This is a genomic window from Streptomyces sp. ISL-94, assembly GCF_018614075.1.
Taxonomy (GTDB): domain Bacteria; phylum Actinomycetota; class Actinomycetes; order Streptomycetales; family Streptomycetaceae; genus Streptomyces.
Map to the genome: position 1 here is coordinate 142,629 of NZ_JAGGOZ010000013.1, position 14,978 is coordinate 157,606.

9 protein-coding genes and 3 pseudogenes are annotated in these 14,978 nt (G+C 71.0%); 6 read left to right on the plus strand and 6 right to left on the minus strand.

Annotated features, from left to right (window positions below; translation table 11 throughout):
- Positions 1 to 33: 33 nt before the first annotated feature.
- Complete coding sequence (locus tag J7E94_RS04375; RefSeq protein ID WP_215012435.1) at positions 34 to 1,896, minus strand: galactose oxidase early set domain-containing protein; 1,863 nt, start codon at positions 1,894 to 1,896, stop codon at positions 34 to 36.
- A 256-nt stretch (positions 1,897 to 2,152) separates the two neighbouring features.
- Here J7E94_RS04375 and J7E94_RS04380 point away from each other — a divergent pair, with 256 nt between their 5' ends.
- Both J7E94_RS04380 and J7E94_RS04385 read left to right on the plus strand, forming a co-directional pair.
- Positions 2,153 to 2,572 (plus strand): hypothetical protein, encoded by a 420-nt coding sequence (locus J7E94_RS04380; protein ID WP_215012437.1) that lies wholly within the window; start codon positions 2,153 to 2,155, stop codon positions 2,570 to 2,572.
- 331 nt (positions 2,573 to 2,903) lie between these two features.
- Entirely contained in the window at positions 2,904 to 4,052 is a 1,149-nt protein-coding gene (locus tag J7E94_RS04385; protein ID WP_215012439.1) for a hypothetical protein, read from the plus strand.
- Between the two features lie 258 nt (positions 4,053 to 4,310).
- On the opposite strand, the gene J7E94_RS04390 is transcribed toward J7E94_RS04385, so the two are convergent.
- From J7E94_RS04390 to J7E94_RS04400, 3 genes are read right to left on the minus strand one after another with little or no spacing between them, the layout of a single operon-like run.
- Positions 4,311 to 5,126 carry a lysyl oxidase family protein gene (locus tag J7E94_RS04390; protein ID WP_215012441.1) on the minus strand — a complete coding sequence of 272 codons (816 nt, stop codon included), beginning with the start codon at positions 5,124 to 5,126 and terminating at the stop codon, positions 4,311 to 4,313.
- 58 nt (positions 5,127 to 5,184) lie between these two features.
- Positions 5,185 to 5,586, minus strand: coding sequence for a nuclear transport factor 2 family protein (locus J7E94_RS04395; RefSeq protein ID WP_215012443.1), 402 nt, complete (start codon positions 5,584 to 5,586; stop codon positions 5,185 to 5,187).
- Complete coding sequence (locus tag J7E94_RS04400) at positions 5,583 to 7,172, minus strand: cytosine permease (protein ID WP_215012445.1); 1,590 nt, start codon at positions 7,170 to 7,172, stop codon at positions 5,583 to 5,585. The genes J7E94_RS04395 and J7E94_RS04400 overlap by 4 nt, the downstream gene beginning before the upstream one ends.
- A 145-nt stretch (positions 7,173 to 7,317) precedes the next feature.
- Between J7E94_RS04400 and J7E94_RS04405 the strand changes: the two genes are divergently transcribed.
- The gene (locus J7E94_RS04405; protein ID WP_215012447.1) at positions 7,318 to 8,835 is read left to right on the plus strand and encodes a PucR family transcriptional regulator; all 1,518 of its coding nucleotides are present in this window, start codon (positions 7,318 to 7,320) and stop codon (positions 8,833 to 8,835) included.
- Positions 8,836 to 8,888: 53 nt separating this feature from the next.
- Positions 8,889 to 9,167 (plus strand): annotated as a pseudogene (locus J7E94_RS04410) (pectin esterase); the annotation flags it as partial.
- Positions 9,168 to 9,228: 61 nt separating this feature from the next.
- Here the strand turns inward: J7E94_RS04410 and J7E94_RS04415 are convergent.
- Positions 9,229 to 10,814: pseudogene (locus tag J7E94_RS04415) on the minus strand (carbohydrate-binding protein).
- Positions 10,815 to 11,080: 266 nt separating this feature from the next.
- Between J7E94_RS04415 and J7E94_RS04420 the strand changes: the two are divergent.
- On the plus strand, positions 11,081 to 12,616 hold the full coding sequence (locus J7E94_RS04420; protein ID WP_215012449.1) for a cellulase family glycosylhydrolase: 1,536 nt from the start codon (positions 11,081 to 11,083) through the stop codon (positions 12,614 to 12,616).
- 14 nt (positions 12,617 to 12,630) lie between these two features.
- Positions 12,631 to 14,379, plus strand: a complete 1,749-nt coding sequence (locus J7E94_RS04425) for a glycoside hydrolase family 6 protein (protein ID WP_215012452.1) — start codon at positions 12,631 to 12,633, stop codon at positions 14,377 to 14,379.
- A 20-nt stretch (positions 14,380 to 14,399) separates the two neighbouring features.
- On the opposite strand, the pseudogene J7E94_RS04430 reads toward J7E94_RS04425, so the two are convergent.
- Positions 14,400 to 14,802: pseudogene (locus tag J7E94_RS04430) on the minus strand (substrate-binding domain-containing protein); the annotation flags it as partial.
- Positions 14,803 to 14,978: the final 176 nt, after the last annotated feature.

Below are 14,978 nucleotides of genomic sequence, written 5' to 3' on the forward strand. Positions count from 1 at the left end.
TGGGCGGTGCGCCGCCCGGACGGAAGGCAGGGATCAGGCGCCGGGCGCGAGCTGCACCCACTTGGCCACGCTGGGCACGCCCTTGGCGTCGAGCAGGAACAGCATGTAGAAGCCGGGCGGGGCGTCCTCGGCCGACTGGGGGGTCTTCAGCACCAGCTTGTTGCCGGCGCGGCTGGTGATCGGCAGCTCCAGATGCCGCTGGCTGGTGTCGACGGCGTGCGTGGAGGTGATGGGCGCGACCAGGACGGCGCGGCTGACCCGGCCCGGCGTACTGGTGCTGACCCGCAGGTTGGAGTTGTAGTGCTGGACGCCTTCGGGTGCGTCACTCAGGACGGGACGCTCGCCCTGGTGCAGGTAGGCGGGCTCGTAGATCTCGATGGTGCCGTTCATGCCGGACTTGATGTCCGGGTTGTTCGCGATCTGCTGGAGCTCGTCACCGGTGATCATGATGCGGCCGTCGGGCAGGATGACGGCGTTGGAGTGGTAACCCCGGGGCAGTCGCTGCACAGGTCCCGTTGCCCACGTGCCCTTCTCGTCGCGCAGCTCGATCGGTCGGAACTTCGGATCGGCGTTGGGGTTGTAGGGGCCGTTGCCGTAGTCCCGGATGTCGTAGGCGCCGTTGATCGTCACCAGCTTGCCGTCGGGCAGGATCAGCGTGTCGTCCTGGGTGCGGCCGATGACGCGCGGGGTGTCCTCGGTCCACCGGCCGTCGTGGAAGCGGTAGGTGCGCTTGTCGTTGCGGTTGCCGCCGAGTACGAGGACGGAGTCGGGGCCGTCGGGGCCGTTGGGGAGGGCGACCGCGGAGCCGTAGTTGCGCAGGCCGCCGTCCGGGCGGTCGGGCAGCTGCTCGCGGGTCTTGTTCTCGGGATCGAAGACGAACTGCTGGTCGGCGTCGCGGCCGAAGCCGTAGATCTTCCCGTCGTTCAGGGAGAACAGGTGCGGGAAGTCCATCCGGTACGGGGCATCCGCCTCCCACTTCTCCAGCGCCTTGTTCTCGGGGGCGTTGCCCGGGTCGTACGAGACGTCGCCCTTGTTCGCCGGGAAGCGCTCGATCACCGGTGAGGGGGTGCCCCAGCCGATCTCCGACTGCCCGGACATGATCACCTGGCGGCCGTCGGCCCCGGTGACCACGGTCGGGTACCAGCGGCCGACCGCCATGTCCTGCTGCTGGTGCCACGTTTCGGTCCACGGATCGAAGACGAGGGCGAGCTTGGCTCCGGATCCGCCGTTCCCCCCGAGGTTGCCGCCGAACACACCGACCATGCCGTTGGGCAGGTAGGAGTGGCCGGCGCAGAAGAAGGGAGCGGGCCGCGGCTCGTTCGTGCCGTCGGGCATGTCGACCACCGGGGGCGGCACGGCCTTGAAGGCGTCCCGGCCGGTTCCCTTGGCGGGGTCCCACACGTACGCCCGGCCGGCGTTCTCCCTGCCGATGACGTCGGTGGGGGCGGTCTCGTGCTGCGGATTGTCCTCGACCGCCTCGAAGGAGAAGGCCAGCACCTTTCCGGTGGGCAGCAGGGCGACGTGGTCGCCGAACTCCGGGGTGGGGAAGTAGTCGGTGAACCTGCCGTACTTGTCCGGGCTGTACTGCGCGTTGATCCTCTTCTGACTGTCGGTCAGCGCGTTGAACCGCAAAGTGCGGGTGGTCTGCGGATAGTCCCGGTCGACCATGCGCAGCCCGATCCGGTCCCGCGCCCTCGCCTCGGCCGCGGCCTCGCCGAAGGCGGCGACCTCGCCGGGGCGGAGCTCCGCCCTCACCTGAGCCTGCGTGATCCGCAGAGCCCCGGGGCCGGCGCCGCCCTGCGCGGCGGAAGGCGCGGCTCCGGACAGCGTGCCGGTGGCCGACAGCACGACGGCCGCGGACGCCACGGCCAGCGTCCACTTGAATCTGCGCGACATCGAACTCCTCAGGAGCTGCGTGCGAATCGCCCAACGGGAGACCACCGCACGACATGACTGGCTTGACGGAGAGTAACGATTTCAGGCGCACATGCCAGAGTCATCGCGAAACGCCGTCACTCTGCGTGTCGGATACGAATACCTGAGACGGCGGTGATCAAATGACGCCCGTCCCCCGAGCGCCTGACGGTCCGCGAACCGGTCCGCGGCCGGGCGGCCCAAGCACCCCGCACCACCAACATGAAGGAGTACCGACATGGCCGGACGAACCCGAACCACTCTGGTGGCGGCCCTGGCCTCGGCCACCGTGATCCTGTTCGGCTCCCCGGGAGCGGAGGCGGCGGCGGGCGTGGCGGCGCACCAGCCGCCCCAGACGGTGGTCGGTCCCCTCATCCCGGGGGGAGCCGACGGCAGCCCGCACCTCGTGCGGTGCCCGCCCATGCAGAGCGTCTACAGCGGCGGCTTCACCATCACGGCCGACCCCGGCAGGGAGCTCAGCGAGTCTCCGGCCGATCTGCTGGAGAGCCGGCCCAACGAGAACGCCACCGGCTGGGTCATCGCAGTCCGAAAGGGCCAGACCCGGGGGAGGGACGGACGGCACGGCGCCCGACCGGCGAACCTGCGGATCACCATCGTGTGCAGTGACGCGATGCCCGAGAACCACGGCGGGGCCTGACCCTCTCCGGGGGAGCCGACGGCAGCCAAACCGCACGGGAGGGCGCGCCGGGCAGGGCCTCGTACGACGCGGTCAGTCGCCTGCGCGTCGTTTCCGCAGCTGCCAGAGGTACCGGAGGTGCCGGAGCTGCCCGAGGTGCCGGCGCTGCCCGAGGTGCCGGCGCGGCTGGTGGCAGCTGCGTACCGGTGGCCGGCGGGCAGGCGGCGGTTTGACGGCGGGCCGGTCGGCGGGCACGCACCCGGTGGGCAGGGCACCCTGGAAGGGGAGTGTGGCGTTGTGCGCTGCTGTCGCCGCCCCCCGTCAAGCCTTCCTGAACCCCCTGGGGAACATCATGGAACTCGGCTTTCTCAAACCGCTCTTCACCCGGCAAGGGCCCTGGGCCTCGGTGTACATCGAGACCACCCGCGCGACCGAGGACGCGCAGCGGATACAAGCACTCCGCGAGCGCGCGGTCGCGTCCCAGTTGATCGACGCGGGCGCCGACGCCTACACCGTCCGGGCCGTGGTGAACCGGCTCGCCGGGGAGCCGGTCAGCGGGGCGCCTCCCGGCCGCGCACTGTTCGCCGCGGGCGCCGAGGTCGTACTCGACATCCCGCTCGGGAACATCCCGGTCGCCACCGAGGCGACCTGGTCCGCACTGCCGCACATCGCACCACTGGCCGGCCTGCGGGGCGACGAGCCGAGTTGCCTGGTGGGGTACATCGACCGCACGGGCGCCGATCTGGAGCTGCGCGACGCCCACGGCCGGGAGGCCGTGGGCCATGCCCAGGGCAAGGAAGGGCAAGGCCGCGGGCACCGCAGCATGCCGGCGGACCGGTACGAGTGGCACTACCGGAACAAGGTCGAGAACGCCTGGAACGAGACGGCCGACATCATCGCGGCGGAACTGGCCCGGCAGTGGACCGAAAGCGGCGCCGAGCTGGTGGTGCTGGCCGGCGATCCCCGCGAGCGCCGGGCCGTCCGCAACCGGCTGCCCGAGCACATGCAGGCGATGACCATCGAAGTCGACAGCGGCGGCAGGTCGCCCGGCGCCTCGAAGAACGCCCTCGACCGCGAGATAGCGCAGGCGCGCGAGAGGTTCGCCCACGAGCGGCTCGAGGGCGCCCTGGAGCGCTTCCGCATCGGCCGGGGCCGGCCCGGCGAGCACCGCGAATCCACCGTGGACACCGGACCGGGTGAGGCGGCCGAGGGTATACCGGCCGTCGTGGACGCCGTACGCACCCACCAGGTGGCCACGCTGCTGCTCAGTCCCGACGGCTCCGACGCGGCACGCGAGGTGTGGGTCGGTCCCGGCGTGGACGAGGTCGCGGTGCAGCGCGGCCAGGCGCAGGCGATGGGAATCGCCAAGCCCGTACGGGCGCGTGCGGACGACGCCCTGCTGCGGTCCGCGGCGGCGGCCGGCAGCGAGGTCCTGGTCGTACCCGCGGGTATGCCCGGACCGGCGGGCGGGTTGGGCGCGGTGCTGCGCTGGACCACGTGACGGGCGCAGCTCTCCCCGGAGGCCGTCATGCCTGCCGACTCCTCACCGGCCTCTGAGGAAGGCCGGCGGCGCGGCGCGCCCCGGCACTCCCCTGCGCGGTAAGACAGCGCCGCTCGAAGAGAGCCCGCTTCCCCGGATTGCTGCCCGCGGCCCGGCCGACGAGGCTCTGACCTGCGCAGACACCGGGACGACCGTCCCCACGCGGAAGGCTGCTTCGCGTAGGGACGGTCGGCCGCTGCATGCCGGATGGAGCTCCGGTCAGGCGCCGGGGCGCGGGCCGCCCACGCCCACCGGTACCCCCTGGCCGATCGTGACGTTCACGGATGTCGTCTTCGGGGCGGTTTGGTTGGACTCCCGCAGGACGCCGAGCGGGTTCGTCGTCATCTCCAGCGTGTACTGCTGCGGCGGGAGGTTCATCAGCGCGCTGACGTCGAAGGACTGTCCGGCAAGGTCCTTGGCGTAGACGTCCGCCCAGCCGACGGAGACGCCCATCGTCAGGGTCGTCGCGTTGGCGTTGTGCGAACAGGAGCTGTAGACGGGATTGACCGGGGTGCCGGGGAGCGTGGAGTCCGCGATCTCCAGGTCGACCAGGCAGAACGCCACCTTCGGCGACTCACGCACCACCTGGCCGGCGGCGTTGGTGAGCCGGTAGCGGGAGATGCCCTCCATGTGGAAGTGCTTGTGCTCGTCGTGGTACGTCATCTGCCCGACGGACACCTCGTAGGAGGTGCCGTCGGAGCGGGTGATCCGCTGGTACGCAGGCATGACGTTGTTTCCGGGAGTGGCTGCAGCCGCCGCCTCCCTGGTGCGCCGACCGGTGACGTGCAGGGCGCCGGTGCCGAGGTTCGCGGGTGCGCCGGTGAAGCGGAGCCAGGTGATACCGGTGGTGGGCTCGCGGACCAGGTCGTTGTCCGCGAGTTCCCGCTGGAGCGGTTCGAGGGCGGGCAGAAGGTCCGTCGGGCTGTCGGTGGCCGCGGCTGGGCCGGTGCCCGTGGCCAGCAGCGCGCCGAGCGCCACCACCATCGCGGCGATCCAGGTGCGGGCCGTGCGTCCGCTCCGTGCTGTGCGTCTCATGACATGTCCTTCCTCTGGTGGATGATGCAGTGCCCTCGCCCGAGTCGGGGAGCCGGTGTCACGGCTCGGGCGAGAGGTGTTCGTGGACGACGAGCCAGCGCCCGTCCGGGGACCTCCGGAAGACGACGGTCTCCCGTTCCCGCACTTCCTCTCCGCGGGCGCCGGCCTTCGCGGCGAGGCGGGTGTGCACCCGGTGGGTCAGCACCGCCAGGCCGTCGGCGACGACGCGTACAGCGGTGTCGTCGGTACGGCAACCCAGCACGCGGAACCCGTCCAGCTCCCAGGCACGCCACGCGGACTCGTACGCGGCTCGGGTGGCGAGGAGGCCGGACTGCGTGGGGAAGAGGAAAGTGGCGTCCTCGGCGAAGGCCGCGAAGTAGCGGCCCGTGTCGTGGGCGGCGAAGGCGGCCACCAGGTCGGCGGCGGCGGCCCGCACCTCGGCTTCGGCGCCGGCGCTCATCGGTCCCCCGCCGGGAGGCCGTCCATGGCCGGGAGCCCGTCCGCAGAAGCGGTCCGGCCGCCGGGCGCCGTCGGCTCGCCGGCTGCCCCGCCGGCGGCCTGCGCCGGGACCGGCACGGCAGAGGCGGATGCCGGTTGCGGCCCGCTGAGTTCGCGGTCGCTGGCGGCCACCGCGGGTTCCTCCGCCGACAGGTCCATCCCGCGGGTCAGGGCGTAGTACAGGACCCCTGAGACGGCGAGCCCGACCACGAACGCCACGTCGACCCCGCCGAGCGCCTCCGCGACGGGCCCGGTGAAGGGGCCCACCACCATGAACGGCACCATCAGGAGCAGACCCGCGCCGTAGGCCAGCAGGCCGCGCCACGCCCAGCTGCCGTAGATGCCGTCGGGCCGGAAGAGGTGGGTGATCGCGTACTGGCCGCGCCGGACGAAGAAGTAGTCGACCAGGTTCACCGCGGTCCACGGGACCAGCAGGTACAGCATGAGCAGCAGGGCGTTGCCCAGAGCGGTGGAGAAGTCGGCGGAGACGCCGAGGCCGACGGCGCACCAGACGACGGCGAGGCCGCTGATCGTCAGCACCCTGGCCCGCCGGCCGGGGCGCAGCCGCCGGACCGAGTCGATCCCGGTGAGGACCGTGAGCATGCCGCTGTAGGCGTTGAGCCCCATGGTGGCCACCAGGGCGAGCACCGACAGCACGGTCAGGACGGCGCCCAGGCCGCCCACCACCTGGTCCCCGGCGTCGCGCGTGCCGGCCAGCGGGTCGCTCACACCGAGGGTGGCTGCCATCCAGGCGCCGATGGGGATGAGCCACATCGGCGAACCCGCGGCGCCGCCGAAGACGGAGGCGACGATGCGGGACGTCGGGGTGTCGCGCGGCAGATAGCGCGAGTAGTCGGAGACGTACGGGGCGTACGAGATGTTGTATCCGGCGGCGGCGGTGAACTGCACCATGAAGGCGACCAGCGTGAAGCCGCCGGCGACCGGGGCGGCGTCGGCGGGCCCTGTCACGCGGCCGCTGAGGATGCCGATCGACAGCACCAGCCAGCACGGGGCCGAGCACCAGAAGAGCACCTGGAACGCCCGGTGGAGCCAGTCGTGTCCGTACACGGCCAGAATTACGGCGGCCACGGTGATGCCGATCCCGAGGGTGGTCACGTCCCAGCCGAACACCGCGTTCAGACCGTTGCCGATGATGATCGTGTCGACGACGTTGAAGCCGACGAAGGTGAAGAGCGTCGCCGCCAGGGGCACGATCACCCCCCGGTAGCCGAACTGGCCCCGGGACTGGATCATCTGCGGGAGCCCCAGCTGCGGGCCCTGACTGGCGTGGAACGCCATGAAGAAGGTTCCCACCGCCAGCCCGAGCGCACTGGCGAGCACCGTCCATCCGAGGGACAGGCCGAGTCCGGGGCCGATGAATCCGAGCGACAGGGTGAAGGGCTGGAAATTCCCCTGGAACCAGAAGGGGCCCTGTTTCCAGAGCTTGCCGTGCCGCTCGGCGAGGGGGACGTGCTGGATGGAGAGGCTTTCGATGACATCCGCGCCGCTGTGCCGGGCATTTGAGCGCTGGTCAGTCCGGACCGCCATGGGCCCTCCGTTCTCGTTCACTCGGGGGCACCACGACCCCGAACCAGAGGGCTGAGTGTGCGGTCACCGAGAGCTGGGCGGCAATTGTGCATCGCTCAAACGCGACCCCTTCCTTTGTGGGGCGCCACGATGCAGCATGAGCGCGATGACAGCACCGACAGGCGCCCTCCGGGTCCACGACCTCGTACGCTCCCCCGGCCTCCAACTCCGCGTCCTGGCCGGTGGGGACGGGCTCGACCGGCCTGTGTCCTGGGCGCACGTGAGCGAACTGGAGGACCCCTCCCCGTGGCTCCTCGGCGCGGAGCTGATCATGACGACGGGTATCGCGGTCCCCCGGACCGCCGTCCGGCAGCGCGCCTATGTCGAGCGGCTGGCCGACGCCGGCGTCTCCGCGCTCGCCCTCTCCGCGCACCTGCACGTCCCTCCGCTGCGGCAGGAGTTCCTGTCCACGGCGGAGGAACGGTCCCTGCCGGTGCTGGAGTTGCCCTTGCAGGTGCCCTTCATCGCCGTGGCCCAGGAGGTGGCCGCCGCCCTGCAGGCCGGCCACAGGCGGCAATGGGGTACCCAGCTTCAGGTCTTCGGCGCCCTGCGCTGGCTCGCCGCCGAGGACCTCACCGCCGCGGAACTCTTCCGCAGGCTGGAGCGGCTGTCCGGCTACTCCCTCTACCTGTGCACGCCCGCCGGAAGCCCCCTGCTGCCCGGGGTACCCGTACCCGCTCCGCGGTACGCGGCACTGCTGCCCGGCTCGGCCGACCCGGCCCCGGCCGTCCCCGGCGGCTACGTCCTGCCCGTACCCGCGCCCGGCAGGCCGGCCGGGTACCTGCTGGCGCTGGAACGGCAGGGCGACCGGCGAGGTGAGGGCGTGGAACCGGCCGGCCTCGGCGTCGTCCAGCACATAGCGACCGTCGCGGCACTGCAGGTGTCCATGGTGCGACACGAGCATGAGACGCTTCGCCGCCACGGGGCGGAGACGCTCGCGGAGCTGCTCCAGGACGTCCTGGAGCCGGACACCGCCCGCCGGCACCTCACCCGCCTGGGTTTCGCCGCCGAAGCGGCCGTCCTCCTCGCCGTCCTCGAGGGAGGGGACGACGGACCGTTCGACGACGCCGCGGTGGTGCAGGCCCTGGCCGACTCGGCCGTTCCCCATCTGGTACTGCGCCGCCGCGATGGGCTGTACGTGCTCCTCGCCGACTCCCCCGAGGCCCGCTCCGCCCTCACAGCCGTACCCCGCACCCGAGCCGGCGTCTCACGCCCCTTCATGCCCGGCGCCGCCCTGGGCCTCGCCCGCCGCGAGGCCGCTCTGGCGCTCCGGCGTGCGGGCGCCTCGGGTGCCCCCACGGTGGTCTTCAGCGACGACATGACGGAACGCTGGCTGCACGACGACCCGTCCGTCCTGCACGGGCTGGTGGAGCAGGTGCTCGGCGCGGTACTGCGCTACGACGCCGAGCACGGCGGCGCGCTGGTCCTCTCGACACAGACCTGGCTGGAGCGGGACCGGTCCACCGAGGAGGCGGCGCGCACACTCCACGTCCACCCCAACACCCTGCTGTACCGCCTGCGCCGGTTCGGCGGACTCAGCGGCAAGAACCTTTCGTCCACAGCCGACCTCACCGAGGTGTGGCTCGCCCTACGGGCGGCCCACCTGTGCGGCCGACTGCCCTGACCGACAGACGCCCCAGGGCGGGGGCTACGGCCTCCCTGAATTGTTAACGCTAACAGCTGGCCCGCCCCTGGGTGCCCGGTTCCGACACCACGGCCTGGCCGTCACTCGTCGTCCGCGACACGGTGATCGGTCCGGGAATCGACGCCGCCGCCCCGTACACCGACATGCGCGAGGCGTACCCGTGGCAGTCCATGCGCTTTCGCGAGTACGGCAACGCGGGGCCGGGCTCTGTGATCACCGTGCCGCAGAACCGGCCCCAACTCGCCGCCGCCGAAGCCCAGGCGCACACGCGGCAGCGCTACCTGGGCGACTGGAGGCCGTACGAGCAGTGACCTGCCCGGCCCATCCGGACGAACCGGATGGGCCGGGCAAGGCATCGGGCGACCGGGGCGGTTACGGCGCCGCCACCGCACTGCCGCCGAAGGTCACGACGAGGCGGCCGTCCGTGGTGAAGGACCAGTTCAGGGCGCCGGGGTAGGAGGAGCAGCGGGATCCGTTGACGCCGGACCAGAACTGGTTCGAGCCGTCGGCGTCACCGATGGTCCTGTCGTTCGATCCGCTGCCGCTGCGGCAGGAGACGTTGTTGCGGAAGACCGAGGTGCCGGCATCGAACGAGTAGTTGCGCTGGGCGTTGTCGATGCTGATGTTGTCCGACACCGACATGCTGCCGGGATTGCTGTTGTAGGTGAAGCCGTGCTTGCCGTTGCGGTAGGCGATGCTCCGCCGGATGACGTGGTCGACCTTGATGTCCTCGCCGCCGAGCTTGTAGCCGTTGCGGTCGCCGTTGGAGTTCACGGTGCCGTCGGAGAGGGTGCCGTTGCCGTAGGAAAGGGAGTCCTCGATGGTGACCGGGCTGATCGGGCCGGTGTCGGTCTTGGTGTAGAGGTCCCAGCCGTCGTCGATGTTGTGGTGGGACACGGCGTAGCGGAAGACGTTCCCGGGACCGACGGTCAGCTTTGCGGCGAATCCGTCGGCGTCCTCGCCGTCGGAGTCCGCGTTGTCGTGCGACTCGGCGCTCAGGACGAGGTTGTTGGACGGCCACTGGTCGCGCGGGGTGGTGGAGGCCATCCGGGAGAGCTGCAGCCCCGAGTCCCGGTTGAAGCGCGTCACGGTGCGCTCGAAGATGTTGTTGCTGCCGCCGACGAAGATCCCGTTGTCACCGGCACGCTCGACGACGATGCCCTTGACGTGCCAGTACGACCCGTTCACGGCGAGCCCTCGGTTCGCCGGGTCCTCGCTCATGGCCGAGAAGTCCAGCACCGGAGTCTCACCCGGGTAGGCGGACAGGTTCGTGCGGGCGCTCGCTGTGCCGTTGTTGCCCTGCGGGATGGTGACCGTCTGCGCGTAGCGGTAGGTCCCGCCGCGCAGATAGATCGTCCCGCCGGCCGTGACGCGGCTGATGGCCGAGGTGAGCGTCGTCGGGGCCGATGGGGTACCGGCGGCGCTGTCGCTGCCGTTCGGCGCCACGTACAGCGCGCTGCCCGTCGGCGGCGGGGTGGTGCCGGCGACCTCGATGTCGAGGGCGTCGATGTTGGGCAGGCCGGCGGCGGCGGTGGGTTGAGCCGGATGGTGTTGCTGCCCGAGGTGACGGGGACCGTGAGCGTCTTCGTCGCCCACGTCGCCCACGTGCCGGCGCCCTCGAACGACGCCGGTGTGGCCGCCGAGCCGTTCACCGTGACGGCCGCGGGCCGTGCGCTGGTGGTTCCGTTGGCGAAGCGGACCTTCAGCGTCGCCGTACCCGGTGTGGGGGCGTTGACCGTGAACTGTGCGTAGGCACCGACCGCGTTGGTGCCGTTGCAGAATCCGCTGCCGGAGTAGCCGGCCCAGTCGGAGTCGATGGTGCCGGTACAGAGCGCCGGGGAGGTTTCGGCCTCGTAGCGGGTCGCGGCAGCGGCAGCCGCGGCGCCGGGCAGCGCCACGACGGCGCCGGTCACCAGGGCAGCGCATGCGAGTAAGGACAGGGCGGATCTGGGTTTCACGGGGGGTTCTCCGTGGTCGTCAGCGAGACAGAAAGCGCTTACTAGACACACAAGCACAAGTCCTGAACCAGTGGGAGCGCTCCCACTGTGCTGGCCGGACTCCACGGCGTCAAGATGTGCGAAGAGTCGAAGCCACGCGGCGAGGAATTTGGTCAACCCCTCTGTTCCTTGGGGCCCGTTGGCGCTACGGTCTGGCCCCAACCAGTGGGAGCGATTCCGTCAGTCGGCGCGTCATCAGGACGCGCCCTCGCTGCAAGGAGTCGCTCATGCGACACCCCCCGCGTCTGTCCGCGCTGCTCACGGGAGCAGCGCTCGTCATGGCGAGCGGCACGTTCGCTGTCATGGGTACGGCCTCAGGAGCCGCGGCCGCACCCGTCTGCACGGTGGAGTACTCGGTCGTCGGCCAGTGGGCCGGCGGATTCCAGGGTGCGGTCACCCTCACCAACAACAGTTCCGCGCTCAACGGCTGGAGTCTCGGCTTCGGCTTCCCCACAGGTCAGACGGTCAGCCAGGGCTGGGGCGCCAAGTGGTCCCAGACCGGGGCCACGGTCACGGCCGTGAACGAGGGATGGAACGCGACCCTCGGCACGGGCGCGAGCGTGACGGCCGGCTTCATCGCCTCGTGGTCGGGCGCGAACACGGCGCCCAGTGCGTTCACGCTCAACGGAGCACCCTGCACCTCCGGCCCGGGACCGGATCCGACACCCACCTCACCGACACCGGCACCCACTCCGACCCCCACCCCCACACCCACACCCACCGGCCCGACGGTTCCCCCCGGCCCGGTCTCCGGGGCGCCCGAACTGAGCGTCACCGGCAACCGGCTCACCGACCGGAACGGCGCAACCCGCCGCCTCCTCGGCGTCAACCGCTCCGGGGCGGAGTTCATGTGCGTCCAGGGCCACGGCATCTTCGACGGTCCCGTCGACGACGCCTCGGTGCGCGCCATCGCCGACTGGAAGGCCAACACCGTCCGCATCCCCCTCAACGAGGAGTGCTGGCTCGGCCTCGCCAACATCAAGCCCGAATACCGGGGCGCGAACTACGTCGAGGCCGTCAAGGGCCTGGTCGACCGGGTCCTCGCGCACGGCATGACCCCGGTCGTCGAACTGCACTGGACGTACGGCCAGTACACCGGCAACTCCTCGGGCTGCGCCGATGTGCACGCCTCCTGCCAGAAGCCGATGCCGGACGCCCAGTACACCCCGGCGTTCTGGACCTCGGTGGCGAACACCTTCAAGAACGACCGGCGGGTCGTCTTCGACCTGTTCAACGAGCCGTATCCCGACCGGGCGACCTCCACCACCGCGCAGGCGTGGAGCTGCTGGCGCGACGGCGGCACGTGCCCGGGCATCGGCTACGAGGTCGCCGGCATGCAGGACCTGGTGGACTCCGTCCGGGCGACCGGGGCCCGCAATCTCGTCCTCGTGCCCGGCATCGCGTACTCCAACGACCTGAGCCAGTGGCTCACTCACTCCCCCACCGACCCGACGGGCAATCTGGCCGCGGCCTGGCACGTCTACAACTTCAACACCTGCTCCAACGAGCCCTGTTGGGACAGCACCCTCGCCCCGGTCGCCGCCCGGGTCCCCCTGGTGGCGGGCGAGATCGGTGAGAACACCTGCGGACACGCGTTCATCGACCGCGTCATGGCGTGGTCCGACGCCCGCGCCCTCTCCTACCTCGGCTGGACCTGGAACACCTGGAACTGCTCCTCGGGACCGGCCCTGATCACCTCGTACGACGGCACACCCACCGCATTCGGCACCGGGCTGCGCGACCATCTGCGCGCCCTGAACTGAAAGGCACCCCCACCATGAGCCGCACAACGAGCCGTACCGCCCTGCTGGCGGCCCTCGGGCTGATCACCGCGACGGGCGCCACCGCCACCGTCATGTCCGCGACCGCCGGAGCCGCCGCAGCCGGCTGCAAGGTCGAGTACCAGATCACCAACCAGTGGAACACCGGCTTCGGCGCCAACGTCGTCGTCACCAACACCGGTGACCCGGTCAGCGCCTGGACCCTGGAGTGGTCCTACGCCGGCGACCAGAAGGTCACCCAGGGCTGGAACGCCGCGATCACCCAGGCGGGCACCGCCGTGACCGCGAAGAACCTCTCCTACAACGGGAGCCTGGCCACAGGAGGTTCGACCTCCTTCGGCTTCAACGGCTCCTACAGCGGAACGAACTCCGTCCCCGCGACGTTCAGGCTCAACGGGGTCACCTGCAACGGCGCGACACAGCCGACCGAGCCGCCGACCACTCCGCCGACCACTCCCCCGACGACCCCGCCCACCACGCCGCCCCCGTCGGGGAGCAAGGCCGACAACCCGTACGCCGGCGCCAAGGTGTACGTGAACCCCGAGTGGTCCGCCAAAGCGGCCGCCGAGCCGGGCGGCACCAAGGTGTCGAACCAGCCCACCGGCGTCTGGCTGGACCGCATCGCCGCCATCGCGGGTGTGAACGGCGGGATGGGCCTGCGCGACCACCTGGACCGGGCACTGGTGCAGAAGGGCAGCGGCGAACTCGTCGTGCAGCTGGTGATCTACAACCTGCCGGGACGGGACTGCGCCGCGCTCGCCTCCAACGGCGAGCTGGGCCCGACCGAGATCGACAAGTACAAGACGCAGTACAGCGACCCGATCGCCGCGATCCTCGCCGATCCCAAGTACGCGGGGCTCCGGATCGTCACCACGGTCGAGATCGACTCGCTGCCCAACCTCGTCACCAACGTCTCCGGGCGCCCGACGGCCACCCCCAACTGCGACGTCATGAAGGCCAACGGCAACTACATCAAGGGCGTCGGCTACGCGCTGAACAAGCTGGGCTCGATCGCCAACGTCTACAACTACGTGGACGCGGGCCACCACGGCTGGCTCGGCTGGGACGACAACTTCGGCGCCTCCGCGGAGCTCTTCAAGCAGGCGGCCACCGCCGAGGGCTCCACGCTCTCCAAGGTCCACGGCTTCATCGTGAACACGGCCAACTACAGCGCGCTGAAGGAGGACTTCTTCAAGATCGAGTACTCGGTCAACGGCACCTCCGTACGCCAGTCGAAGTGGGTCGACTGGAACCGGTACACGGACGAGCTGTCGTACGCCCAGGCCATGCGGTCCAAGCTGGTCTCCCTGGGCTTCGACGCGAACCTCGGCATGCTGGTCGACACCTCGCGCAACGGCTGGGGCGGCACGGCCCGGCCGACCGGGCCCGGCGCGCTGACGAACGTCGACACGTACGTCAACGGCGGTCGCTACGACCGGCGCATCCACCTCGGCAACTGGTGCAACCAGTCCGGCGCCGGGCTCGGCGAACGGCCGCAGGCCGCCCCGGCCGCGGGCATCGACGCGTACGTGTGGATGAAGCCCCCGGGCGAGTCGGACGGGTCGAGCAAGGAGATCCCGAACAACGAGGGCAAGGGCTTCGACCGGATGTGCGACCCGACCTACACGGGCAACGCACGCAACGGAAACAGCATGTCGGGCGCACTCCCGAACGCACCCCTGTCGGGCCAGTGGTTCTCGGCCCAGTTCCAGGAGCTCCTGAAGAACGCCCACCCGGTACTGTGACCCACCGCCGCTGAGCCGGCCTACGCCGATTCGCGGCGGACCAGCTCGGTGGGCAGGATCACCACGGCCGGCTCCTCGCCCGCTATGCGGGCGAGGAGCATCCGCACCATCTCGGTGCTGATCCGGTCCCAGGGCTGGCGGATCGTCGTGAGCGAGGGCCGGGAGGAGAGCGCCGCCGGCGAGTCGTCGAAGCCTCCCACGGCGATGTCCTCGGGGACGCGGCGGCCCGCCCTGGCCAGGGTGTCGGTCGCGGGCGCCGTCACGGTCGTCGGCGGCGACATAGCCGATCTCGGCGGTCTGGCCGAGCGGTCTGCCGCAGGCGACGACCGGGACGCCCGACTGGTGCAGCCGGGCCACGACGGGGTCGCCGTAGTGGCTGGAGACCAGGAGGACGCCGTCGACATGGCCGGCTTCGATGTACCGGAGGTCCGTCACCCGAGGGGCCGCCACCTTCGCGCTCGGTGGCTTCCTCAACGACCGCGACGTCTTGGGCCCCGTCAGCCGCACGCGCCAGCCCCGGGAGGGCAAGCGCCCGCGCCCGGGCGACACGGAGGCTTGAGCGCTCCTTGCCCAGCCCCGGACCGCCTCGCGCCTGGCGG